The sequence below is a fragment of the Sorangium sp. So ce128 genome (assembly GCF_051525245.1).
GTDB classification, from domain to species: Bacteria; Myxococcota_A; Polyangia; order Polyangiales; family Polyangiaceae; genus Sorangium; species Sorangium cellulosum_B.
Genome location: NZ_CP150313.1, coordinates 226,421 through 251,360, shown reverse-complemented (window position 1 = coordinate 251,360; position 24,940 = coordinate 226,421). Strand labels below are relative to the sequence as shown.

Sequence of the window (24,940 nt, the reverse complement as noted above, 5' to 3'; positions counted from 1 at the left end):
TGGCCCGCGATCGCCGCGGGCGTGGCCGGGGATGTATACACTCCATCATGCACAGCAAGATCGCTTTGCCCTGCGCCCTGCTCGCGCTCGCGGCGACGGGCACCGGTTGCAATCTCATTTTCGGCATCGAGCCTGGCACGGAGGGGCCTTCCTCCGCTTCCTCGACGACGACGAGCACCGGACCTGGTGACGGAGGCTCTGCCCAGACGACGTCGGGCGGCGACGGCGGCGACGGCGGCGATGGAACCGGCGGCGACGGTGGCGATGGCGCTGGCGGCAGCGCCGGGGGCACGCCCTCGTGCCCCCCGTCGAACTGCGCCGTGGGGGAGTGCCCGGTGACGCAAATGCAAGGGGAGCTCGGGTCCAACGTGAAAGGCATGGTGGTCACCCGGGATCTCGTGCTCCTGGCCAACAACCAGGCCATCATCGCCATCCCGAAGGACGGCGGGGCCGCGCGCACGCTCCCGGGCACCTACGGGTTCGGCGACACCGCCTGGGTCACCTACTCGGGCGGGCAGCTCTCCTGGATCAACTGGGGCAACGGAGACGTGCTGGGGATCTCCATCGAGCCGCCGAGCTCCAGCCCGATCCGGATCGCGCAGGTCCCGCTGCAGGATGGCGATCCGGCGCTCACGGCCTACGGCCGGATCGCCTCCTTCGGCGACAGCATCTACTGGGCAACGGAGTCGCCCGCGGCCATCTGGCGAGCCAAGGCCAGGCCCGACGCCGACGGCAGCCAGGCCGTCGCCGAGCTGGTCGCCTCCACCGACCGCCCGATCGGCGTCGCCGTCGACGCGACCCACGTCTATTGGTCGAACTACTGGGCGAGCCAGATCCTGCGCAAGACGAAGGACCCGCTCGGCGACACCGCCGAGGTCTTCGCGGAGACGAACGGCAACCCGACCGAGCTGGTCCTCGCCAACGGCGTCGTGCACTGGGTGACCGACAACGCCGGCGCGGTCCAGTCGAAGGCGACGGATGCGGCGCCGAGCGCCCCGCCCTTCACCACCACGGTCGACACGCAGGCCGTCGCCAGGTCGCTCGCGGTGGACGACAAGTTCGTCTACTGGACCGTTTACATGAACAGCGAGGGGCAAGGCGAGGTGCGGAGGGCGCACCTCGGCAAGGGGGACATGATCACCCTCGCGACGGGGCAGCCGTACTTCTTCGAGATCGCCGTCGACTGCGGATCCATCTACTGGAACGTCAACGACCTGGAAGCCGAAGAGGAAGCCGTGGTGTTCCAGATGCCGAAGCCATCGAACTGAGCACCTCGTCACCTGCGCCCGCGGCTGATTGCACCCTTCCGGGCAGCTCGGCCTGCGCGACCGCTACGCGGCGCCCTCCGCCTCTTCCCTCCTGGGCCACGTGAACCGGAACGTCGCGCCGCTCTTGCCGTCCGACTCGACCCACGCCCGCCCGCCGCGGCTCTCCACGATCTTTCGCACGATGGCGAGGCCGATCCCCGTGCTCTCCACCTTGTCCCTCGCCTGCAGCGTCTGGAACATCCCCCACACCTTCTCCTGGAACGCTGGCGCGATCCCAGGCCCGTTGTCGGACACGGAGACCTCGACCCTGTCGCCCTGCTCCCGGGCGGACACGGAGACCGCCGCGTCCTCGCGGCCCGCGTGCTTGAGGCCGTTCGTGATGAGGTTCATGAGCACCTGTTGCAAGGGCACCCTGTAGGTCCGCAGGGTCGCCGGCGGCACGTCGAGCGTCACCCGCGCGGGCGGCCTCGGGGCGATGAGCTCGACCACCTCCCTCGCCAGCCTCTCGAGGTCGACGCTCTCCGGCTTCTGGCGGAACCTCGTGGCGCGGGAGTAGGCCAGGATCCCCTCGATCAAGGCCTCCATGCGCCGCACGCGCCCGCGCAGGAGCTCCATCTGATGGCGCGTGTCCGCGGTGAGCTTGTCCGAGAGGTCCTCCTCGATCCACTGGGCGAGGCTCGCGATGCCCCGGAGGGGCGCCTTCAGGTCGTGGCTCGTCACGTACGCGAACTGGTCGAGCTCGGCGTTGGTCCGCTCCAGCGCGCGGATGAGCGATTGCGCCTCCTGGAACCGCCTCGCGTTGTCGATCAGCAGGGCGACGCGGTTCGCAAGCTCCTCGGCGAGCGCGACGTCCGCCTGGCTGAAGCGGCGGCCCGACTCCGCGTGGACCAGCGTCAGCGCGCCGATGGTCCGGTCGCGCCCCCGGAGCGGGACGACGACATACGATCTCAGCCCGAGCGACCGGATCAGGCGCAGGTGCTCGGGGCTCAGCGCGGCGGACTCGATGGCGGCGTCCGGGATGTCGGCCATCCACTCGGAGCGACCGGCGCGGATCACGGCGGACACGCCCGCCGGGGCGTCGGGCCGGGGCGGGGACATCGCCCGGAGGCGCTCGGCGAGCTCGATCTTCGCGGGGTCGCAGTGGTGGACGGCCACGCGCTCGATGGAATCGCCGTTCAGCATGTCGACAGCGCACCAGTCGGCCAGGGTGGGGACCGCCAGGTGGGTCAGGTGCGTGAGCCGCGACGCGACGTCGAGCGAGCCGGAGAGCGCGGCGCCCGCCTCGCTCAGGAGGCGGAGCGTCGCCTGCTGCCGCTCGAGCTCCGCCGCGAGCATCTCCGCGCGCGCCCGGGCCTCGCGCTCCCGCTCGAGGAGGCGCGCCCTGTCCAGCGCCGACGCGCACTGCGCCGCCACGCTGAGCAGGAACTCGCGCTCTTCGGGGCTCCACGCCCGATCGTTCGCGAAGGAGAACGCGAGGCCGCCGAGCAGCGCCGCGTGGGCGACGATCGGCAGGACGGCGAGCGCCTTCACGTCGTCGCGGACAGGCCGCAGGGCCGCGAGCTCGGGGTACGCGGCGAGCAGGCTTTGCCTCGTGTCCACCCAGATGGGGCGGCGCTCCCGGAGCGCGTCCGAGAGCGGCAGTCGGGCGTCGAGGGGCACCCTCGCATAAGGGCTCGTGCGCTGCTCTTCGAGGCCCGAGTGGCCGACGAGCGCCGCGACGCCGGCCGCCTCATCCGCTGTGTACATCATCGTCGTCGAGGCGCCGAGGACCCGGTGGATGTCGCTCACGACGGCGGCGGACACCTGCTCGACCGTCACGGCGCCGCTCAGCGCGGTGCTGACCGCGAGCAGCGCCTGGGTGAGCCGGGCGCGGCGATCGAGCTCCTCGACCCGCTTCGTGAGCTGCGCGGCGAGCTCGCCGCGCTCGGCCTCGATCTGCTTGAGGCGCGAGATGTCGGCGAACACCGAGATCCCGCCCTCGAGCTCGCCGCCAGGTCCGATGATGGGCGCGGCGCTCCCGAGGACCATGCCATACGTCCCGTCGAAGCGCTGAATCCGGGTCTCCTCGCTCTCGATGACCTGCCGTTCGGACATCGCGCGGGCCATGGCCCAGTCCTTCGCCTCGTACGGGCGGCCGTCCTCGTGGAAGGCGCGATACAGCGTCCAGTCGTTGATCGATTCGGTCGAGGCGCTGCCGGCCCAGATGCGCTCCGCCGCCCGGTTGTGCAGGACGAGCTTCCCGGACGCGTCGCAGAGGATGACGCCGTGCGGGCTGTGCTCGAGCACGGCGTCGAGCCACCCGCGATCCCGGGACCCCACGGCGCGGAGCCGCTCGAGCTCACGCTTCAGGGCCTCGATGTCCGTCGTATCGACGCGGGCGGCGGGCCCGGGAGACGGGCCGTTGTGCGCGGAGGTTCTCATAGGATGACGGCGACCGGCGCCTCGGCAGAGGGCCGAGGCGGCGCTCGGTCGGACGTCGCCGGAGCTTACGCGCATCGATGGCGCGGCGGAAGGCGGCGCGACCCGGCCGAGCGGGTTCCTCAGCGCGCGGCGCGCGCATGCCCGGCTGCCTGGCGGCGATCCGGCCGCCTGGCAGCTTGTCCGGCGCCGCGCAGGCGCGGGCGGACGGCGCCGACGGCGGCGCGCCGTCGCGCGGGCGAGTGCCCGAGCGGGTCCTTGGGATCAAGGTCGAGCGCCGGGCCGGCCGCTGCGCACCGGCTGGGTCTGGGTCAACGCCGAGCGGGACTGCGACTCTCGGTGCGATCGCGCAGGGGGCGCAGGGGCGCTCGGGGAAATGACGATGCAGGCTTAGGGCTCCACCTCGCTCACCATCCTCGCTTCCCGAACCCAGATGTTCGGGGCCGATAACCGGCAGGTGAGCGCGACAGCGCGCCGGTGTCGGCCAAGGAGCAAGCAATGATGGGCAATCGTTCAGGTCGCCTCATGGCGATCATGTTCGCTGGGAGCTTTGTCCTCGCGGGGGCCGGCGGCTGCATGGGCAGCGACGATGACGCCGAGGCGAATCGCGATGGAGCGGATGGGCAAGAGCGGACCGGCACGGGCCCCGACGGCAGGAGCCACGGACAGACGGGCCGAGACGGCGCGCGAGGGCCCGGGAGGGGCGGTGGAGCGCAGGCCGGCGGCAGGCAGGGAGGCCGCGAGCAGCCCGGTCATCAAGGCGGCAGACAGGGCGGCGAACGGGCCGGCGGCCAGCGCGCGGGCGACAGGCAGATGTGCGGCGAGCAGGCCGGCCATCAAGGCGGCAGGCAAGGGGGCCGCGGGCAGATCGGCAGTCAGGGCGACAGGCAGGGAGGCCGCGGAGAGCGCAGCGCGACGCAGCAGCCGTCGGACGCTGAGCTCACGATGCTGATCTCGTTCATCCACCAGAAGGAGGTGGATCTGTCGCAGATCGCCTTGGACAAGGCCGAGTCCCCGGACGTGAAGCGCTACGCCGAGCAGATCGTCGAGGAGCACTCCCAGTCCGAGCAGCTCGGCGCGGGCTCGAGGGGCTCAGGTATCAGGATGGAGTCGTGCTCGCGCTGCCGGGAGCTCGACGAGAGCTCGACCGAGGTGAGCGGAGCGCTGGAAGAGGAGGAAGGCGCCGAGTTCGACACGGCCTTCATCTGGGCTCAGATCTCCTTCCATCGCCGCGCCCTCGAGCTCCTCGACGTGCCGGGCGTCGCGAACGCGGAGAACGCCAGGATACGAACCAGCGTGAAGGCGATGCGAGCGGACGTCGAGCAGCACCTGACGGAGGCCGAGCAGCTGTTCTGCTTGCTGCTCCACGAGCAGCAGGGAGGCGGCCAGCAGCAACGCGGACAGCAGGAAGGCACCCAGTCTGGCCAGCAGCAACGCGGACAGTTCGGCTGGGCGCAAACCGGCCAGCAGCAGGGCATCCAGGTCGGCCAGCAGCAGGGCATCCAGGTCGGCCAGCAGCAGCAGGGCATCCAGGTCGGCCAGCAGCAACGCGGACAGGTCAGCCAGATGCAGCCCGGCCAGCGGCAGGGCGCCCAGCTCGGCCAGCAGCAACGCGGACAGCAGCAACGCGGACAGGTCAGCCAGATGCAGCCCGGCCAGCGGCAGGGCGCCCAGCTCGGCCAGCAGCAACGCGGACAGCAGCAACGCGGACAGGTCAGCCAGATGCAGCCCGGCCAGCTCGGCCAGCAGCAACGCGACCAGCAGCAACGCAGCCAGCAGCAAGGCCCCCAGGCCTACGCGCAGCGGCAAGGGGAATCGCAGAAGTCCCAGTAACAGGGCTTCATGTCCCGCAGGGCGGCGGCGCCTGCTCGCGGCCTTCGCGAGCGCCGAGCTCCCCGAGCGCCACCCCGCCTACCCGATCCAATGACCGCGCCCATGGTCTCGTGACCGCGATCGCGGGCGAGTAGGCGCGTGCGCGCGGTCGCTCAGGCGAGCCGCGCGCGTCATGAGTCGATCCACGTCCACGGGAAATCAACCTCCACAAGCGTCTCGGCGCCGTCGAGCACGTCGACGCTCTCGACGCGCACGATGTCGCTCATCGCGTCTCCGTCGAAATCCACGAGCCAGACATCGACGTCATAGTACCCCTCGGAGAGGCCGTCGATGGTGAGGCCGAGATCATCGCAGTCCCCCACCGCGTCGAGGACGAGGAAGCCATCCTCGTCCTCGACGCTGACCGCGATCCCGCTCACGTCGTGATCGAAGCACGCCCACGGGTCGTCGCTGCCGTCGATGGTCAGGGCGACGGTGAGCGAGCCGCGCGTGAGGTGATCGTGGTCATCGTCATGATCGACGACGATGCACCCCGTGAGCGAGGCAGTGGCGAGGACGCAGCCAGCGAGACCGGTGAGCACCTTCGAAAGTTTCATGGGGATCGTCTTCCTTTATCCAAGTCTGGCGCTGTCGCGCCGATGCGCGGCACGGCAGCAAGCGCTATACCAGCGAGCGGCGCCCTGCAGCGCCACGCGGCGGCGCTCCGCCTTCGCCGGGTGGCACCGCAGTTGCTCCTGTGAACCCCCATGGAGATGAACGTGCCAGTCCTCGATGTTTCCTCCCCCAGAGCTGCGGCGCGCGCTCAGCAGCGCAGCAGCAGGCTCGCCGTGCTGGCCGCGCTCGTTGCGCTCGCGCTCCTCGGCGCGACCGGGTGCGCGGCAGAAGTCCACACCAGGGCCGCTGCGCCGGCGCATGCGACCGTCACGTACCAGGAGTTCGCGGTGTACGAGGAGCCGGTCGTTCACATCGCAGCGGCGCCGGTCCACGTCGAGACCTACCCGCGCGTGTACTACCGCGGGACCTACGTCTACTATGTGGACGGCCGCTGGTACTACCCGTCGCACCACGGCTGGGTCTACTACCGCGACGAGCCGCGCGCCCTGGTCCGCTACCGCGTCGGCTTCGAGCGACACGGCCACCATCACCATCACCATCACCACGTGCACCGCACAACCACGGTCAGGCCGGCAGCGACGGTCCGGGCGGGGGCCTCGGTCAGGGCGGGGGCCTCGGTCAGGCCGGCAACCTCGGTCAGGCCGGCAACCTCGGTCAGGGCAGGGGCTACGGTGAAGGCGGGGGCTTCGGTCAGGCCGGCGACTCCGGCAAAGCCGGCAAAGCCGGCGAAGAAGCATCGCGTGGAGCGACGACGGCACCACGTCGAGGAGAGGCGCCCCGAGCGCTGACTGCCGCCTCGGCATTGGCACAAACGTTGCGCTTGCACCTGCGACGAGGCGGCGACGCGGGTCGCGGCATGACCGCGCTCCCTTCGGGGCCGCCTCGGCCCGCGCGCGGGCCCAGCCTCCCCCGATCCCTGGTCCGCCCTCCCGCTACCCACCCTTCGCGGCATCGGCGAAGGCCTTCCAGGTCGCCTCGGCCGCGCCCACGCAGGCGCGCGTCCCGTCGCGCACGATGGGCGTGCGGAGCAGGAGCGGATCGTCGACGAGGAGCTCCGCGATCCGCGCATCGCTCGGGCCGAGGTGCTGGAGGCCACGCTCCTTCACCCGCGCGCTCTCCGCGTCGTAAAGCACGCGCACGCCGCCCACCGCGCGCGCTACGCTCGCGAGCTCCCCCTTGGAGAGGCCCTTCTCGCGCAGATCGACGAGCTGCACCTTGATGCCCCGGTCAGCGAAGAACCGCTGCGCCGCCCGCGTCGCCTTGCACTTGGCCGTGCCGAAGATCTGGATCATGCGCGTCGCTCCTCGGTCGAATGGCTACTGCGCGCTCCGGAGGGCAGCGCGGGCGTGGAGCATAGCAACCGCTGCCCGGACGGCGCAGGGCCAGCGGCGCGCAGGACGCTCCGCGTCGTGCCCGAAGCGCATCGCCCCGAAGCGCGGCTCAGCAGCAGCGCCCCCGCGCGCAAGGGTCGGTTCTTCCGACCTACGATTCTTCCGACCTACGTTGCCGTCCGCTGCCGTCTCGGATCGATCCCGCCCCGTCGCGGCCGCTCCACCAGACAGATCGCGACCTCGCTCCCCCTCCGAGGCCGCCCGCTCCGGTCTCGACCGGCCCCGCTGCCCCGCCGGACGGTCCCGGCAACTCGCGACCTCGCTCCGCCCCCTCCGAGGCCGCCCGTGTCGGTTCGAGCGCGCCCCCTCACGAGGCCCTCCGCCAGCGCCCTCACGTCGCGCCCTCCAACGCCCGCTTCTCCGCCCCGCAGCGCGATCGAAAGGGACGCATCCGCTCGTCCGGCGACGTACACTCGTCCGGCAACGCACACGCGCGCGCCGCCATCCGAGGACAACGAGAAAGCGCCGCGCCGAGCGGGGCAGCAACACCGAAAAACGCCGTGGAAATGCGCCATGTCGGCGGTCGATTCGTTTTCCTATTTACGTCCTCAGCGGTTAGGATATCGAGGCGCATTGATGATCGTGCCCCCTCACACCCTTCGCGGTCGGGTACGACGCAGCGGCAACACTGGAGCGCATTGAATGAGGTTCCGTCCCTCGCTCTCGACGAGCGAGTCCGAATCGAGTCATCCCGTTTCCATCGCTTCCGCGGGCGGACGCGCGGGCGAGCGCGCGCCAGCTCGGCGCGCGAAGGCCACCGGCGCGCAAGCCACGCTCGGCGCGACCGAGCTCTACTTCCGGTCGCTCGCCGGCAGCCAGCCGCTGACGCGCGAGGGCGAGGTCGCGATCGGCCGTCGTATCGAGGCGGGCGCGCTCGCCTGCTTCGAGGCGTGGGTCCGGTCGCCCGTCGCGCTGCGCGAGCTCGCCTCGACGGCAGAGGACGTCCAGGTCGGGGCGCTGAGCCTCCGGGATCTGCTGTGCGAGGCCGACGCGGGTGATCCCGAGGCGGACGCCTCCGCGAAGCGGCTCGCGGAGCTGCTCACGCTCGCCCGCTCGCTCCTCGGCCGGCAGATCACCGAGGACGGCGTGGAGACCGCCCTCGCGGGCCTCGCCGCGGGCCTCGCCGAGCTGCGCCTCGATCCGACCTTCGAGGAGCGCATCGAGCGGAGCCTTCGCGCAGCCGCGGCCGAGGCGGACAAGGCGGAGCGCGCCGCGATCGAGGCCACGATCGCGGCGATCGCCCGGGGGCGCCGCGCCGTCGCGCAGGCGAAGTCCGAGCTCGTCCAGGCGAACCTCCGGCTCGCGGTCGCCATCGCGCGGGAGCACCAGCGCTTCGGCGTCCCGCTGCTGGACCTCGTGCAGGAGGGGAATCTCGGCCTGATCCGCGCCGCCGACAAGTTCGAGTACCGCCGCGGCCACCGCTTCGGCACCTACGCCGCGTGGTGGATCAAGCAGGCGATCAAGCGGACGATCCTCAACCAGGGAAAGCCCGTTCGGATGCCGGTCCACCTCACCGCGATCCGGAGCCAGGTGGTGCGCGCCCGGCGAGATCTGGTGCAGGAGCGGGGGCGCGAGCCTTCCGTCGAGGAGATCGCGGAGCGCAGCGGCCTCACCGTGGAGAAGGTGCGGGTGATCAGCGAGCTCGCGCTCGAGCCGCTCAGCCTCGACGCCCCCGTCGGCGAGGAGGGCGATACCCGGTACGGCGATCTGCTGGCCAACGACGAGCCCACGCCCGCGGACATGCTGGCCCGGCGCCGGCTGATCGAGCAGACGCGCGAGCTGCTCGACTCGCTGCAGCCGCGTGAGCGCGAGCTCCTGCGGCGCCGCTTCGGCCTCGACGGCAACGAGGACGAGACGCTCGAGGAGATCGGGCAGTCGTTCTCGCTGACGCGGGAGCGCATCCGTCAGATCGAGGCGAAGCTGCTCGAGAAGCTCCGGACGCGCTCGCGGCAGCGAGAGCTTGGCTCCTATCTCGAGGGGTGAGGGCGCGGGAAGCGCCGGCGCGCTTCAGAAGCTGTACCCCACCGCCCCGCCCAGCCGGTGAGACGAGCCGGCCGCGTTCTCGTACGCGAGCTCGACGTGGTTGGGGACGAGGAAGAGCAGGGCGTCGACGAGCAGGCAATCGTCCTTGCCGTCGCACAGCCGCTCGTCCCGGCTCCCGAAGATCATGCGCCACTTCACGGGCAGGCCGAGGCCGAGGGCCGCGCGCGCGCCGAGCGCGCCACCGGCCTCGGGGAGCCTGTCGCTCAGCGTCCCGGCGAAGAGGTAGACCGGCGCGACGGCCAGATAAACGTAGTGGTTCATCGTGCCGCTCTCGCCGGCAAAGCCGGCGCGGAGCTCGGGACCGAGCGCGTAGCGCGCGACGCGCACCTGGCCGTCGAAGCCACGGCGATCGTCAACGTCGGTCGAGCCTGCGCTCGCCGAGAGCCCCCCGGAGAAGTACGGGACCCACGACGCGCTGTCGGGGCCCGTAGACCCGCACCAGCCGAGAAACAGCCTGCCCTCGAAGACCCGTACGCCGCTGCCCGCGCGCGCGCCGAAGGCGAGATCCATCTGAAAGGGCCGCACCGGATCGGCGAGAGCAGCGCCAGGGGCGAGGGCGCCGGCCATCCCTGCCACGGCCGCGAGCAACCGCGCGGCGCGCGTCACTGTCGCCCGGTCCCGATCTGGCCTTGGCCGTCGCTGCCCCAGCAGAACACCCCGCCCTCCTCGTCGAGCGCGCAGGTGTGCTCTCGCCCGGCGGCGAGGGCGACCGCGCGCACGTCGAGCGCCGCCTGCACCGGCGCGGAGACCAGGTTGGCCTCCTCGGAGCCGAGCTGGCCGCTCTGGTTGGAGCCCCAGCACACGACGCCGCCGTCGTCGAGCAGCGCGCAGCTGTGGCGCCCGCCGGCGACGACGGCCTTCGCACCGGCAACGCCCTCGACGAGGGTGACGCCGACAACCTCGTCGGCGCTGTCGACGATGGGCCCGCCGCCGCTCTGGCCGTTGAGGTTCCAACCCCAGCACGCCACCTGTCCCGTGCCGAGGGCAGCGCAGCTGTGGCGCCCGCCCACCGCAACGTCGGTCGCGCCGCGCACGCCCTCCTTGCGGGCAGCTCCGGCGGCACCGTCTCCCCAGCACCACACGTCGCCCTGCGCGTCGAGGGCGCACGCCTGCGCTTCGCCGGCGGCGACGCGCGTCACGCCGCGCAGCGGGAACCCACCCAGGTCGAGGACGAGCGCGGGCTCGCTCCTCACGACGGTCTCGGGATCGGAGCCGAGCTGGTGGCTCCGGTTGTCACCCCAGCAGACCACGGTGTCGGCGCCGCGCACGGCGCACGTGAACCCGAGCGATGGGTCATCCGCCTCCACGAGCCCGCCGGCCGCGAGCTCAACCACGCCCTCCAGGTCGGGCACGTCGCGCGGTGGCACCGGGCAACGCCCACCAGCCACGACGTCCGCGCCCCCGGAAGTGTCGGCGCAGCCCGCCGGCACGACGCCGAGGGAGCCGCCCACGTCATCCCCCCAGCACCTGACCCTCCCCTCGTCGAACAGCGCGCACGTGTGCCGCGGACCAGCGGCGAGACGCACGGGGTCCGCGGCGAGCGAGACCCACCTCGGGGAGGTACTCAGCGAGCCGATGGAAACGTCGCCAAGCTGGCCCGCTTCGTTGTCGCCCCAGCACGCGGTATTACCGTTCCTGAGAATCGCGCAGGTATGGTAGGCACCGGCGACGATCTGCGCCGCGGGTTCGAGCGCCTTCACGCGCACGGGGGTGAAGTGGTAGTCCTCCGAGCAGCCACCGGCGAGGGGCGCCGTGATGAGCAGCGAGGCGGCCGCCCACCGTCGGGAGATGAGACCTCTTCGTCCGATCATCATTCGCCTCGTGCGCGTGCCTGCATGAACGGCCAAACGACCCTACCCAGGTTGCGCCGCACCCCGCACGCGAAAACGACCGAAAACGACCGACCTACGTTGCGATGCGGCCAGGTTGCGTTGCGGCCGGGGGGCTGCGGCACCCCACCCCGGAATGACTATCCCATGGGTCCACCTTTCGAGAGGAATCATTCCGCTCGGCCAACCATCGCGTACAGCACTCTGCCCCTGACGCCGCTTCCTCTGCGTTCGGCACCGCCTGCAGAGGTACGAAGGCACGGGTACACCGCCGGTCCCAGACGGACGCGCCCCACGACAAGGCACTGATGCCCTCGCCCGTCCCGCCCACCTCCCTGCAGCGCCCCACCGCTGTGGCTCTACACCGTGAGCACGACGTCGGCCACGCTGGCGCCGTGAAACGTGCGCATCCACCACGTCCCCGCGGGGAATACAGCGCTGCGTACGCCGGCACGCCATCGCTCGAGCGCCGCACGGTACGACGCTCGAAACGCACGCACAGCGGCACCTGCGACTCGCCACGCATCTCCCTGCTCGCGACCCACCGCAAACGTCGGATTGCCGTCGCGCAGCGGCTCGAAGCTCGTCACGCGCTCGTGAGGGGACACCTCGCAGGCTCTCTCGGCGCCCAAGAAGCGAAGTCCTCGCCGCTGCACCTCCGCGCGGGCCCGCGCTTCGTGTCGCTCGAGCTCGGCAGAGACGTCCTGGCGAAAGCCCTCCGCGCTGTCCTGCTCGATGGCCGGCGGCAGCGCGAGCGAGACCGTCGCTTCCTCGGGCCACTGGGGGTTTTCCGGGTCGAGATACACCGAAGGCCGTGCTGCGCGCAGCACGCCGCGGCCGAGCTCGTCCACATCCACCTTGGCGCCCGGCCACTCGCGAGCATGCTGCACCAGGCCAGCGGCGACAGGATTCGCCATGACGTAAGCAATCTTCTCCACCACCGCAGCGCGCGTCAGCAGCCGCACCACGCTCGTGGCCTCGTGGTCCCATACCGGGCCTTCCCACCCGCGAAGCACCTTCGTGCCGAGCGCGACGATGCGATGGAAGAACTGCAAGAACCGCGGCAGGACGCCCCTCGAGTCGGTCACGACCAGGTGCAGATGCGTCGACATGGCGCAGATCGCATGGACCTCGATGCTGTAACGGCGGGTCGACACCGCGAGGACGTAGACCAGGAGCTGGGTGATTGCCGCATCCGGGCGGAAGAGCAGGTGCCGGCGCAAGACGCGACGGGTGATGAGGTAGGTGGCTCCGGCAGCGATCTCGCGGGGCTGGCTCATGATAGGCGCAATAAGACAAGCGCCGTGCCAGGGATTTCCATCAATCATTTCGCGGCTCGACCAAGCTTCGTGGGTGGCGGCCGCCTGGCGGGCCGCCACCCGAGCTGGAGCCGACTAGCCCAACCTGGGTTGCGGTTAGTCCGCCAACCGGCATCGGATCCGCTGCACCTGGTCGGTCCACAGGATCCGCCCCGCCAACCTGGGTCGGGTCCGCGCGCGGGTCCGCGTCACCAACCTGGGTCGGGTCCGCCCAACGCTCACACTCGCACTGTAATTCACGTTTTCTCTTGCGCATCTATGTCGCCCAGCCGTATGGCATCGACGGGTCGCCAAGACCCTTCTGAGTGGGGGAGGATGAAAGCCACCTGAACCTCGCCGCGCAAACGCCGGGGGTCTTCCTGCATGGCGTGAATCATGGGTTGCGCCGCTGCACCCCCGCGTGGAAGCGCCGCTCTCGGCTCGATGGTTCACCGGAATGCCCCTGTCCCGGTGTGATTGGCCATCACGAAGCCAGAGCCCGCGCGCCTGTGCGGCGCAACCGAGGTAGGCCACCTCCGCACGCCCGGGTGCGCGCGACGGCGTTCGACCCCTACAGCGACGATGAGACGTTGCCGTCAGTATGCAAATCGCCCACGCACTTCGAGAGGTGCGGGGGCGCTTGGCCTTCGCCACGAGGAGGCGACGCCGCCCAGTAGCCGCCCCCCAGCGCGCTGGCCGCCGCGCATTTCCTCCCCGGCGTCCTCCTCAGCCAGCGCGTGCGCGGCAGAGCCGCCGCCGGCCTGCACCGGCCCGGGCCCTGGACGGCCGCGTGAACCAGGTTGCGGCGCGAAGGCTCGTGAACCAGGTTGCGGCGCGGAGGCTCGTGATAGTCTCGCTTCGCGCCCACCAGGATCCGGGTAGAAGGCGCGAGGGGCGGATTGAACAGCGACGACAGAGGGCGCGGAGCCGAACGGGGTGGACCGTCCAGGGAGCGACACCGCGGGGATCCGCCGGCGTCGGGCGACACGCTCGCCCGCGCCGTGGCCGACGCGTCGACGGCCCTCTCGCGCGCCGGCGATGACAGTCCGCAGCAAGCGATCGTGGCGGCGGCGGCGCGCCTCCTCCACGTCGACATCGCCTGCCTCTACGATGTCGCGCAGGTGCCGCACACGCTCGGGCTCGTCGCCTGCGCGGGCGGCAGCGCGGGCTCGCTGGACGCCCTCCGGCGCCTGCCGCTCGACGCCCCGAGCCTCGCCGGCGCCGCCGCCCGCTTGAACATCGCGCAGGTCGCGCCCGAGGACGAGAGCGCCGACGCGCTCCTCGACGCCGGCCATCTGCGCCGACGCTGCGGCTGCACCCGCGCGTTCGCGATCCCCATCGCCTTCGCCGGCACCCTGCGCGCGGTGCTGCTCTGCGCCACCGCGCAGCCCGCCCTCCCGCAGACCGATCTGGTCGAGATCGCGGGCGCCCTGTCGAGCCTCTTCGGGATGGCGCTCACCGCCCCCGAGCTGCACGCCCAGCGCGCACGGATCGAGGCGCTCGAGCGGGAGAACCACGAGCTCGAGCGCTCGCGCGAGCAGCTCCACGCGACGATCGCGGAAGCCAGGCAGACGGAGGCCGCGCTCCGGCTGAGCGAGGACAGCCTCGCCCGCGCGCAGAGGTTGGCGAAGCTGGGCAACTGGGACTGGCACATTCCGAGCAACGAGCTGCTCTGGTCCGACGAGTGTTATCGGATGCTGGGCCTGTCCCGCGACGCCGGCGCGCTCACGTACGAGCGGTTCCTCGCCTGCATCCACCCGGAGGACCGCGAGGGTGTGATACGCTCCGTCGACCTCGCGCTCCAGGGCACCCTGCCCTATTGCGTCGATTACCGGATCGTCCGCCCGAACGGCGAAGAGCGCTCCCTCCACACCGAGGCGGACGTGATCCGCGCCGAGGACGGCTCTCCGCTGCGGATGATCGGCACGGCCCTCGACGTCACCGAGCAGCGGCGCGCCGATCGCGCCTTGCGGCTCAGCGAGGAGCGCCTGCGGATGATCGCGGAGCACGCGAGCGACGTCATCTTCCATATACGGCTCGGCCCGGAGGGGGGCTACGAGTACATCAACCCCGCCGTCCTCGAGCACACCGGCTATCCGCCCGCGGCCTGGTACGAGGACCCCGAGCTGTTCGTCACCCTGATCCATCCCGAGGACGTCGGGCGCTATCATGCGTTCGTCGAGCACATGGCCGCGGCCGGCGGCCGGCTCACCTTCCGGATCATCGACAGGAGCGGCCGGACCCGCTGGGTCTCGACCCACATCACGATCCAGCACGACGAGCACGGAAACCCGATCGCCGGGATCGGCATCTCGCGCGACGTCACCACGGAGAAGCTCGCCGACGAGGAGCGCGAGCAGCTCCTAGGACAGCTCGCGGCCGAGCGGCGCTGGCTCCACGCGGTCATCGAGCGCTCGCCTGTCGGCATCCTCCTCCTCGACCGGGCCGGCGCGCAGATCGCCCGGAATCGCCGCGCCCAGGAGCTCGCCGGGACAGACTCGCCGCCCGGGCCCTTGGGCGCATGGGGCCTGTGCCTGCCCGACGGGGAGCCGCTCACGGACGAGGAGCAGCCGTCGGCGGTCGCGCTGCGAGGCGAGGTCACGAGCTCGAGGGAGCTGTCGCTCCGGCGCGCCGACGGCAGCATGCTGGCGGTGCTCGCGAGCGCTGGCCCCATCGTCGACGGGAACGGCAAGCTGCTCGGCGCGGTCGTCGTCTTCGACGACATCACCCGGCTCAAGGAGCTCGAGCGGCTCAAGGAAGAGTGGACGTCGGTCGTCGCGCACGACCTGAAGCAGCCCGTGACGACGATCATCGGCTACGCGACCCAGCTCGAACGGAAGCCCCAGGTCACGACCGCGGTGAAGACGAGGGCGGGACACATCCTGGCGAGCGCCAAGCGGCTCGGGCGGATGGTCTCCGATCTCACGGACATCTCCCAGATCGAGTCGCGTCGCCTCGCGATCGAGCGCGCCCCCATCGACCTGCGCGCGCTCGTGGAGGCGGTCGTCGAGCGGATGGAGAGCGAGACCGAGGGGCGCGTTGTCGACGTCGAGAGCCGCGGGGAGATCCCGATCGTGCACGCGGACGCCGGGCGCGTCGAGCAGGTGCTCAGCAATCTCATCTCCAACGCCGTGAAATACGGTGATCCCGAGACGCCGATACAGGTGGCGCTGGAGCGGCGCGACGACGCGGTGCAGATCTCCATCCGGAACAGCGGCCGCGGGATCCCGGCCCGGGACCTCCCGCTCCTGTTTGAACGCTTCTTCCGGGGAAAGGCGAAGGAGGAGCGCGTGGTCGGCCTCGGCCTCGGCCTGTACATCGCGAAGGGGCTGGTCGAGGCCCACGACGGCCGGATCTGGGTCGAGAGCCCCGAGGGGGGCCACACGACGTTCCATTTCACGCTTCCGGTGGGCGCGGCGCCGCGCCGGGATGCAACGTAGCCACGAGCCGCCCGGCCCTCGGAGGCGGCCTACCGAGCGGAGATGGCCTGCTGTGCGCGGTCAGCGCGCGCCCGCGACCGGAGCGGGGGTCCACAGCGGTGGCTCCGACACGTCCCTCCCCGCACCGGCCGGCACAGCATGGCTTCGTCCGGCGATGCGCTCGAACTCCACGACGTCATGAGAGCACACGAGCCTTACCTCGTGGCCGCGCTCCTCGCGCAGCGCGCGCAGCCGCCGCTGGTTCTCGAGCCGCGCGCCGCGGTCCTTCTCCATCATGAACTGATAGAGACGCAGACCCGGCGTGCACGCCGGCCGAACCGGGTCCATCTCTCGGTGATAGAAGTAGGCGTCGCCGGCGAGGAGCAGCCAGCCGCCGTCGCTCCGGATAGCCACGCCAGCGTGGCCCAGCGTGTGACCGATGAGCGGGACGAAGAGCACCTCGTCCTTCAATCCACCCACCGGCCGCGCGCCCTCGAAGCCAAACCAGCGCTCGCCGCCGCCCGAGGGGTAGGCAATCCAGCTCGGCTGCGTCGACCACTGAGCCGGCCGGTAGCGCATCCGGTCGAGGAGCGTCCGCCGCGCGACCGCGGCGTCACGCTCGTCGGCGAGCAGATGGACCTGCGCTCCAGGAAAGTCGTCGAGGCCTCCGGCATGGTCGAAATCGAGGTGGGTGAGCACGATATGGCGGACCTCCTCGGGTCGAAGGCCGAGGCGCTCGATCTGCCGGCGCGCGGTCATCTCGGCGCGAAACTCCGGTCGCACGAGGAAGAGGAAGAACCGGCTGAGCCGCTTCCTCGCCATCGAGACGTCCAGCAGCCCAAGCCCGGTGTCCACGAGGACCAGGCCGCTCTCCGTCTCGAGGAGCAAGCAATGGCACGTCAGCCGCCCGCGGAGCCCCAGGGTCCGCCCGTCCATCAGCGCGCCGCCGACCGGACAGGTCGAGATGCAGTTGAGATGATGGATTCGCACGGACGCATCCCCCCTTCGCGGCTACCCTGCTCCCGCGACGACCGCTCGACGAGCTGGCCCCGACGCGAGCCCACGGCGCGGTGTGCGCTCGAACTGCTCATCGCGCCCCGCTCGCCGGAGATCACAAGACCAGAGCCAGGGCTCACCGGAGCGCATGAGGCGCTGTGATTGCACGGTGTATGCCGATCTCCGGGCCCCGGACGGCGTAAACGACGGAAAACCGGACGCCTGCCACGGGCGGAGGCGCCCCGCACGGGAGGCGCGCTGGATGGGATGGGCCGCCTCGACGTTCGTGCCGCGCCTGGACACTTCCTGACCCGGAGCGCCCCCATGTCCGCGCCAGCGCCACCGCGCGCCACCCGAGCTCCGCCGCGGCGCGCGCTTCCCCGCGCCCGAGCGCCCGAGCAGGAGCCCTACTTCCGGGGCGGCGTTGCGACGAGCTGGTAGGCGCAGGCGCGCAGGTTTTCCTGAGGCGCCAAGGCTGGTACGCTGGGCGATATGTCGGATGAGAGTGCCCGCCGTCCGTACCAGGCCACCAAGCCATCCGCTCGCGGAAGCGACTCGACCGGGGCCAGGAGCGTTGGCCCGGGGGATGTCGTCGGCCAGCACTTTCGGATCGACGAGCTCCTGAAGAAGGGAGGCATGGGCCGGGTCTACCGGGCAACCGATCTTCGCCTCGGCGAGCCGGTCGCGCTCAAGCTGATGGATCCGGCGATCGTCGGCACGGAGCGGGCGCGCGCCCGCTTCTTCCGCGAGGCGCAGACAGCGGCGAGGCTGCGGAGCAAGAACGTCGTGCAGCTCCTCGAGTTCAACGTCGATGCAGCCACGCAGGTGCCCTACATCGCCATGGAGCTCCTTCGCGGCGAGGACCTGGCCCAGCGGCTCGCCCGCGGGCCGCTCTCCTATGAAGTGACGACGGCGATCCTCGGCGATGTCTGCAGCGCGATCGCCAAGGCCCACCGCATGGAGATCATCCATCGCGACATCAAGCCGGCCAACGTCTTCCTCGTCGAGGACGACGATGGCCCGCTCTGCAAGGTCCTCGACTTCGGGATCGTCAAGCTCGGTGACCTCGGGCTCGACCCCCATGGATCCCCGCAGACGGACGCCGGCGCCACCCTGGGCACGGTGAGCTACATGAGCCCGGAGCAGATCGCCGACGCCCGTGGGGTCGACCTCCGCGCGGACCTCTGGTCGATCGGCGTGATCGCCTACGAGTGCATGACCGGGCAACGGCCCTTCCGCGGCGAGTCGCTCTTCGAGCTCGTCCACAAGATCTGCTTCGATGTCCCGGCCCCGCCGTCGCGCCTGGCAGACGTCCCGAGCGGCTTTGACGCCTGGTTCGCCCGGGCGATCCACCGCGACCTCGACCGCCGGTTCACCTCCGCCCGCGAGCTCATCGAGGCGCTCCGGGCGCTCGCCGGGCGCCCGCCGGAGCCGCCCCTGCCCCTGCCCCGGCCCTCGCCGCCCGAACCCCCCACGAACCAGAGCTGGGCCTCGGACGCCAACCAGATCGATATCGGCGCCCTCAAGGACCTGACCTTCAAGAACGCCGTGGTCCGCGAGTTCCTCGACAGCGCCAACAAGCACTTTGTCTCGGGGAGCAAGGGGCTCGGCAAGACCCTCCTCCTCACGTACAAGCGCTCGGTCCTCAGCGAGATCTACCTGGCGGCGACCGGCCGCGAGCGCCGCCACGCCGCCGTGCAGTTCATCCCGGAGGGGCGGCCGTACCTCGATCTGATGGGCGATCTGCCCAGCGTCGATCAGACCCGCAGCGACCTCATGTCGGGCCTCCACGAGTGCAAGCGGCTCTGGAGCTTCAGCTTCCGCATGTCGATCGTCTCCTACCAGTCCGCCGCCGCCGACGCCGGCGATCCCGCGGATCTGGCGCCGCTCCCCCGGAGCCTGCGCGGGCTCCTGGAGGGCCGGCCGGTCGAGCCGACGATGGTGCTGAAGGAGCTGCTCTCGCTGACCGTCCGCCAGATCAACCAGGTCGTCGACGCGATGGAGCGCCCGCTCGAGCGGCGGCTCCGCTCGCTCCACAGCGGCGTCTTCATCTTCATCGACAAGCTCGATCAGGCGCTCCGGCGGCTCCCGCGGGCCGCGTGGATCCACATGCAAGCGGGGATGCTCGAGGCCGCGTGGGATCTGATGAACGCCAACCGGCACGTCAAGATCTTCGCCACCATCCGCGAAGAGGCGTTCTCCGCCTACGAGTCCGACATCAAGACCAACCTCTACGGCGCGACGTCGACGCTCCGCTACGCCAAGCACGAGCTCTTCGAGCTGCTCGAGAAGCTCACGTATTATTACGAGCGGCTGCCGCTCCGCGAGTTCATCCACCTCGACGTGGTGAGCGCGGGGCGCTCGGCCCGCGGCGAGTCGACCTTCGACTTCCTCCACCGCCACACCCTCGGGCGGCCGCGCGACCTCGTGATCCTCGCCTCGGAGATCTCGCGCAACCGAAAGGCGCTCGACGAGCGGACCTTCACGCAGATCGTGCAGCGCACCAGCGCCGGCCTCCTCGTGGCCAACATCTTCGACGAGATGCGGGTCTTCCTCGAGGTGCTCTGTCACCGCGACAAGCGGGCTCGCTTCCTCGGCCTCCTCCCCTGCGACGTCCTCACCCACGACGAGGTGGTCGAGGTCTGGTGCAGGTTTCATGAGGTCGATCGCGCGTTCTACGACGCCCACGGCAGGGAGGCCGACGACGTCTACCACCCTTTCCGCGAGCTCTTCGAGTGCGGCCTCCTCGGGGTGCTCGGCGCCGATCCGGGGGCCGAGCGCCAGGTCCAGCGCTTTCGCCAGCCGCACGACGCCGTCGTCGGCTCGCGCCACGAGCTGCCGCGCTCGCGGTATTACCTGCTCCACCCTTCCCTCCGCGCGTTGATCGAGCCGCTCCCCGGCGGCGGCCGGTTCCACGCGATTCGCCACGTGATCATCGGCCACGGGGAGCCCTGGCCCCGCCACTGGGACCTCGTGGTCGACGTCCAGCGCGAGCTCTTCCGGCGCCCGGACGCCGACGAGGAGATCGGCGGGGCGGTGTTCTCCCTCCTCGACCGCCTCGCGACGGAGATCGCCGACGGCGAGGGCCCCGACGCCGCGCGTCGGGCGATCGCCGCCTCCCCCACCTTCGCCCGCCTCAGCGCGCACCTCGAGCGAATCCACTGGGACGATCTCCACCTCACGCTCCTCGAGCTCTTCCCCGACGAGCGGCGAGAGGAAACGGAGCCGACCGACCGGGTGGAGGTGGCGATGCTGCTCATCGACATCGTCCGGTCGACCCACATGATCCGCAGCATCGGCGACACCGGCTTTGTCGACCACCTTCACCGGCTCCGCGGCTCCCTCCGAGGGGCGACGAACCCGCGCCTGCTGAAGGGGACCGGCGATGGGTACCTCGCGGTCTATCCCACCGTGGCCCGCGCTGTCGACGCGGCCCGCGTGCTCCGCCGCGCCGTCGACGACCCCGCGCAGCTGCGCCTCGTCGTCCACTGGGGCTGGGTGCGCATGAGCGATCACGACGTCATCGGCACGGAGGTCCACCGGCTCTTCCGCATCGAGGCGGTCACCGAGGAGGATCGCGCGGACGAGCCGAGCTCCGGGATCGGCCTGCCGCGCCCCGGCCGCGTGACGCTCTCGCGCTCCGCGGCCGCCGCGCTCCCCGACCCGTCGCGCGCGGACTTCCGCCGAGCGGGCGCGTTCCGGCTCAAGGGGTTCGACGATCCCGAGTCGATCTGGGTGGAGAACGACGAGAACGACGAGAACGACGCCTGCCCGTGAGATCACTCGCGGTGAGCCCGAGGGCCCACCGACGGGCCGCGCCCTCGGCCCGCGAGCGATCGGCCGGAGGCGCGCGGCGGTGTGTGGTAGCCTGCCGGCGCCATGACCGAGCTACTTGGCCTCGTTTTCTCGCCCTGGACGGAGAAGGCTCGCTGGGCGCTCGACGTCCGGCGCGTCCCCTACACCTTCCGGCACTACCAGCCGCTCATCGGTGAGCCGGCGCTCCGGGTGAAGCTCCGCCGGCTCACGGGCCGTGTCTCGGTGCCGGCGCTCACCACCGACGACGGGCGCGTGCTCGGGGACTCGGCCGACATCGCGCGCTGGGCAGACGGGCGCGGCGCGGGACCGACCCTGTTCCCTGTCGAGCACGAGGCCGACATCGCGCGGCTCATCGATCTTTCGGAGCGCGGCCTCGCGGCCGGGCGCGCCCGCGCGCTGACGCGCATGCTGGCCGACGACGAGGCGCTCGCCGAGATGGCGCCGAGGCCGATCCGCCGCGCGCTCGGCCCCCTCGCCTCGCGGCTGGGAGCGCTGGGGGTCGCCCGCACCCTCCGCAAGTACGACGGCGACAAGTCCGACGGCGAGGCGCACCGGCAAACGCAGGTCGCCGTGCTGGAGGAGATCCGCGAGACGCTCGCGCGGGCGGCGCCGTCCGGAGACGCGCCGCGGACGCTCCTCGGCCGCTTCACGTTCGCGGATATCGCGATGAGCCAGGTCCTCGTGAACGTCGCGCCGCCCGCCCAGCTGAAGCTCGGCTCCGCCAGCCGCCGGTGCTTCTCCGACCCCGACCTGCGCGATCGCTACGACGACCTCGTCGCGTGGCGCGACGAGCTCTACCGCGCCTTCCGGACGAGCTGACCTGCCCGGTCGGGCGAACGCGGCATCTCGAGCGCGGTGAAGCCCGGGGAAACCAGCATGGCAATGCGCTCCATCGGGGAGCTCTCTCCTTCAGGCGTTGAGGGCGACTGACCAGGAGCGCGGTCGTCCAGCGCGCACCCCCCGACCGTTGGCAGGCGCGTCCGCAGCGCCAGGCCTCGCGTGGCGCCAAAGCCTCGATCATGGACGCCGGATCTGGTAGCGGTGGAATTTACCATGAAACAAGCGTGGCAAACGGACGAGGTGGGCCGCTTCTTCGAGATGTCCGTGGATCTGATCGGCACCGCCGGTTTTGACGGGCGCTTCAGGCGGATTGGCCAGGCGTGGGAGCGCACGCTCGGGTTCTCTCGCGAAGAGCTCTTGTCGACGCCGTTCATCGACTTCGTGCACCCCGACGATCGAGCGCGCACGCTGGCCGAGTCGGCGCAGGTGTTCGGCGGCAGCGGCAGCGTGACGTTCACGAACCGCTACAGGTGTCGCGACGGCTCTTACCGGTGGATCGAGTGGAACTCGTCGGTTCACCCGGAGGAGGAGCTCGTCTATTTCGTCGCTCGCGACGTCACGGATCGCAAGCGCGCGGAGGAGTCGCTGCTCGCGGCCGAGTCCCGGTTCCGGGCGGCGGTCGAGGGGAGCCTGGACGCCTTCTTCGTGCTCCGGAGCGCGCTCGACGAGGCCGGGACGCTCGTGGATTTCGTGGTCACAGACGCCAACCAGAGGGCCGTCGAGGGGATGTCGATGCCCCGCGAGGAGATCGTCGGCAAGCGGCTCAGCGAGCTCTCGCCCGCCGCGCGCCACCTCGGCCAGCCGGACAAGTACGCGCGCGTCTTTCGGACCGGCGAAAGGCTCCTCGAGGAGCAGCAGATCGAGAGTCCAGGGCACGAGGACCGGTGGCTCCAGCATCAGGTCATCCCGCTGAGCGACGGTGTCGCGATCGCGATCAGGGACATCACGCCCTTCAAGCGGCTGGAGGCCGAGCTCAGGGAGACGCTCCAGCGCCGGGCGATCCACGCGGAGGAGCTCGAGGAGAAGAACCGCCTGCTCGCGGCGGAGAACGCCGAGCGCGAGCGCGCCGAGGCGCTGATGCGGCAACAGCAGGAGACGATGCGCGCCATGTCCACGCCCATCATCCAGGCGTGGGAGGGGGTCCTCGTGCTGCCGATCATCGGGACCGTGGAGACCGGGCGGGCAAATCACATCATGGAGCGGCTGCTCACCGAGATCGTGCGGACGAGCGCGCGCTTCGCCGTCCTCGACCTGACCGGCGTGAACGCGGTGGACGCCGCGACCGTGGCGCACCTCCTCGCCGTGGTGCGCGCGGCGAACCTCCTCGGCAGCAGCTGCCTCGTCTCCGGGATCTCGCCCGAGATCGCGCGGACGATGACGGAGCTCGGCGCGGCGGATGGCGGGTTCAAGACCTTCGGCGTGCTCCAGAGCGCCTTGCGTTACGCGCTCTCCCGCTGCAGCGCCGAAAGCCCGCGGTGAGCCGCCCGGGCGCGCGCATCGACGCGCGCTTCAGCTGACGTGAGGTGGCGGGGAGCGCCTCTGCGTCGCTCGACGGCTGTCGGGCCGCTCACCCGCGGCTGCGCGCCCGCTTGCCCTCCGCGGGGGCGAGCCATCGATCGAGCTCGTCCGAGACGAGGTGAAAGTCGAACGCTTCGGCGTTGATCCCGAGCTGGGTCATGGCGCCGATGATGAAGGACGTGACCACGCGGGCCGCGGCGCGAGGATCCAGATCGGAGCGCAGCTGTCCGCCGCGCACGCCTAGCCGCACGAGGTGCTCGACAGCGAGGTTCCACTCCCTGTGGACGGCGCAGAGCGCGGTCCGCGCCGCCGGGTCGCGCTGCGCGCGCACGGAGAGCTCTTGCAGCACGGCCGCGAGGTGCGGATTGTCCTGGAAGGTGCGCCATGCGCTCTCGAGGTGCGCTCTCAGGATCGCGCGCGCGTGAGCCGGGCCTGCGGCGCCCTGGCCTGCCGGGCGGCGCTGCGCCTCCACGAATTTGTCCGTCACATGCGTGACGATGGCCGCGAGGAGCTCGTCCTTCGTCCCGAAATAGTAGTGCAGCGTCGAGATATTGACCCCTGCGCGCGCCGCGATGTCGCGCGTCCGCAGCCCCTCGAGGCCCTTCTCGGCGATGAGCGTATACGCCGCCTCGAGCAGGTCGCGCCGCCGCGCTGCACCGAGCTCCGTGGACGAGGTCTTGCCGCCCGCGACGGCGCTTCTCATCTTCGCCAAGCCCACGCAAAGCTACAGGTTTTCTCCGGTCCCAGCAAGCGCCCGCGGCGCGCGCCTTGACCGTCCGGCCGCCGTCGCGTATTGTCAATCAACTGATTGATTGACTACCATCGCATGGAGGAAATGCATGATGTCCTTGGAGCTCGCCACCGCGCCGCTCGCCGCCCGGGTCCAGCGAAAGGTGATCGGCGTGGGGATGCGTCTATTCTTCGCCTGGTCGCACCTTGCGTATCGCCTGCTTCCGCCGTGGGGCGGCAAGCTGCGCGCTGTCGATCACCTCACCGTGCCGTGCTCGGATCTCCGGGTGGCGGAGCGGTTCTATGTCGGACTGCTCGGCGCGCGCGTGGTGATGCGGGTCGACGTCCCGTTCCTCGAGCGGATGGGGCGCCCTGCGGACGAGATCGCGCGGGGGGTCCACCTCTCGGTCGTGTTCGCCGGGGGCCCGCGGTTCGACCTCTTCGAGTCGCCGATCGGGCAGCCGCCCCGCGAGGCGGATCATCCGCACTGCGCGCTCTGGGTCGCGCCTGGGAAGCTGCTCGCGTGGAAGGAGCGCTTGAATGCCGCTTCGGTGCCGACGTACGGCCCGACGCGGCTCGGTCCACCGGGCCAGGCGTCGCTCTATTTCAACGATCCATTCGGCAACCGCCTCGAGCTCGTCACGCTCGGCTTCACCGGGGAGATACCGGTCGGGGCGCCCGACGTCTCCGCGCTGAGCTACACCTGGGCTGGCCCGTGAGGTGCCAGCTCACTGCAAGCTGACTGCAAGCTGAATGCAAGCTGATGACAGGCTGATGACGCCGCGCGGTCGATGCCGGGCGTGATTTCCGGGTGGCGTCTGCTCCCGCGGTTGCCCGGGAGGAGCGCGGGCACTATGGGAGCGTACCCGAACGGCGCTGCCCGGTCGGGCCGTGCCCGGCGGGGACGAGCTGCCCGTGACCGGGCTC

18 protein-coding genes are annotated in these 24,940 nt (G+C 71.0%); 9 read left to right on the top strand and 9 right to left on the bottom strand.

Features of this window, described 5'->3' with window-relative positions:
• The first annotated feature begins 47 nt into the window (after window positions 1-47).
• A complete protein-coding gene (locus WME82_RS01000; protein WP_438041291.1) occupies window positions 48-1,268 on the top strand; it encodes an ABC transporter permease in 1,221 nt (406 codons plus the stop codon).
• Between the two features lie 63 nt (window positions 1,269-1,331).
• Here WME82_RS01000 and WME82_RS00995 read toward each other — a convergent pair whose 3' ends face one another.
• Entirely contained in the window at window positions 1,332-3,689 is a 2,358-nt protein-coding gene (locus WME82_RS00995) for an ATP-binding protein (protein WP_438041290.1), read from the bottom strand.
• 510 nt (window positions 3,690-4,199) lie between these two features.
• Window positions 4,200-4,742 carry a hypothetical protein gene (locus tag WME82_RS00990; RefSeq protein WP_438045035.1) on the bottom strand — a complete coding sequence of 181 codons (543 nt, stop codon included), beginning with the start codon at window positions 4,740-4,742 and terminating at the stop codon, window positions 4,200-4,202.
• On the opposite strand from WME82_RS00990, the gene WME82_RS00985 reads away from it, so the two are divergent.
• Window positions 4,632-5,519 (top strand): DUF4142 domain-containing protein, encoded by an 888-nt coding sequence (locus tag WME82_RS00985; protein WP_438041289.1) that lies wholly within the window; start codon window positions 4,632-4,634, stop codon window positions 5,517-5,519. The genes WME82_RS00990 and WME82_RS00985 overlap by 111 nt on opposite strands.
• A gap of 170 nt (window positions 5,520-5,689) precedes the next feature.
• Here the strand turns inward: WME82_RS00985 and WME82_RS00980 are convergent, their stop codons facing one another.
• Window positions 5,690-6,115, bottom strand: a complete 426-nt coding sequence (locus WME82_RS00980; protein ID WP_438041288.1) for a hypothetical protein — start codon at window positions 6,113-6,115, stop codon at window positions 5,690-5,692.
• Between the two features lie 162 nt (window positions 6,116-6,277).
• Here WME82_RS00980 and WME82_RS00975 point away from each other — a divergent pair, with 162 nt between their 5' ends.
• On the top strand, window positions 6,278-6,922 hold the full coding sequence (locus tag WME82_RS00975) for a hypothetical protein (RefSeq protein ID WP_438041287.1): 645 nt from the start codon (window positions 6,278-6,280) through the stop codon (window positions 6,920-6,922).
• Window positions 6,923-7,066: 144 nt separating this feature from the next.
• Here WME82_RS00975 and WME82_RS00970 read toward each other — a convergent pair whose 3' ends face one another.
• The gene (locus WME82_RS00970; protein ID WP_437743687.1) at window positions 7,067-7,426 is read right to left on the bottom strand and encodes an arsenate reductase family protein; all 360 of its coding nucleotides are present in this window, start codon (window positions 7,424-7,426) and stop codon (window positions 7,067-7,069) included.
• A gap of 741 nt (window positions 7,427-8,167) precedes the next feature.
• Between WME82_RS00970 and WME82_RS00965 the strand changes: the two genes are divergently transcribed.
• Window positions 8,168-9,508, top strand: coding sequence for a sigma-70 family RNA polymerase sigma factor (locus WME82_RS00965; protein ID WP_437859941.1), 1,341 nt, complete (start codon window positions 8,168-8,170; stop codon window positions 9,506-9,508).
• Window positions 9,509-9,532: 24 nt separating this feature from the next.
• Here the strand turns inward: WME82_RS00965 and WME82_RS00960 are convergent, their stop codons facing one another.
• From WME82_RS00960 to WME82_RS00950, 3 genes are all read right to left on the bottom strand, one after another.
• Window positions 9,533-10,144, bottom strand: coding sequence for a hypothetical protein (locus WME82_RS00960; protein WP_438041286.1), 612 nt, complete (start codon window positions 10,142-10,144; stop codon window positions 9,533-9,535).
• Window positions 10,145-10,170: 26 nt separating this feature from the next.
• Window positions 10,171-11,379 carry an RCC1 domain-containing protein gene (locus tag WME82_RS00955; RefSeq protein WP_437859927.1) on the bottom strand — a complete coding sequence of 403 codons (1,209 nt, stop codon included), beginning with the start codon at window positions 11,377-11,379 and terminating at the stop codon, window positions 10,171-10,173.
• A gap of 377 nt (window positions 11,380-11,756) precedes the next feature.
• Entirely contained in the window at window positions 11,757-12,677 is a 921-nt protein-coding gene (locus WME82_RS00950; RefSeq protein ID WP_438045021.1) for a transposase, read from the bottom strand.
• A gap of 1,019 nt (window positions 12,678-13,696) precedes the next feature.
• Between WME82_RS00950 and WME82_RS00945 the strand changes: the two genes are divergently transcribed.
• A complete protein-coding gene (locus WME82_RS00945; RefSeq protein WP_438041285.1) occupies window positions 13,697-16,135 on the top strand; it encodes a PAS domain-containing protein in 2,439 nt (812 codons plus the stop codon).
• A gap of 60 nt (window positions 16,136-16,195) precedes the next feature.
• On the opposite strand, the gene WME82_RS00940 is transcribed toward WME82_RS00945, so the two are convergent.
• Window positions 16,196-17,104: an MBL fold metallo-hydrolase gene (locus WME82_RS00940; RefSeq protein WP_438041284.1), complete on the bottom strand. Its 909-nt coding sequence runs from the start codon at window positions 17,102-17,104 to the stop codon at window positions 16,196-16,198.
• A 642-nt stretch (window positions 17,105-17,746) separates the two neighbouring features.
• Between WME82_RS00940 and WME82_RS00935 the strand changes: the two genes are divergently transcribed.
• From WME82_RS00935 to WME82_RS00925, 3 genes are all read left to right on the top strand, one after another.
• Window positions 17,747-20,887 carry a protein kinase domain-containing protein gene (locus WME82_RS00935; RefSeq protein ID WP_438041283.1) on the top strand — a complete coding sequence of 1,047 codons (3,141 nt, stop codon included), beginning with the start codon at window positions 17,747-17,749 and terminating at the stop codon, window positions 20,885-20,887.
• Window positions 20,888-20,989: 102 nt separating this feature from the next.
• Window positions 20,990-21,745, top strand: a complete 756-nt coding sequence (locus WME82_RS00930; RefSeq protein WP_438041282.1) for a glutathione S-transferase — start codon at window positions 20,990-20,992, stop codon at window positions 21,743-21,745.
• Window positions 21,746-21,979: 234 nt separating this feature from the next.
• On the top strand, window positions 21,980-23,245 hold the full coding sequence (locus tag WME82_RS00925; RefSeq protein ID WP_438041281.1) for a PAS domain S-box protein: 1,266 nt from the start codon (window positions 21,980-21,982) through the stop codon (window positions 23,243-23,245).
• Between the two features lie 88 nt (window positions 23,246-23,333).
• On the opposite strand, the gene WME82_RS00920 is transcribed toward WME82_RS00925, so the two are convergent.
• Window positions 23,334-23,987 (bottom strand): TetR/AcrR family transcriptional regulator, encoded by a 654-nt coding sequence (locus WME82_RS00920; protein ID WP_438045020.1) that lies wholly within the window; start codon window positions 23,985-23,987, stop codon window positions 23,334-23,336.
• Window positions 23,988-24,123: 136 nt separating this feature from the next.
• On the opposite strand from WME82_RS00920, the gene WME82_RS00915 reads away from it, so the two are divergent.
• Complete coding sequence (locus WME82_RS00915; RefSeq protein ID WP_438041280.1) at window positions 24,124-24,732, top strand: VOC family protein; 609 nt, start codon at window positions 24,124-24,126, stop codon at window positions 24,730-24,732.
• The last annotated feature ends 208 nt before the right edge of the window (window positions 24,733-24,940 follow it).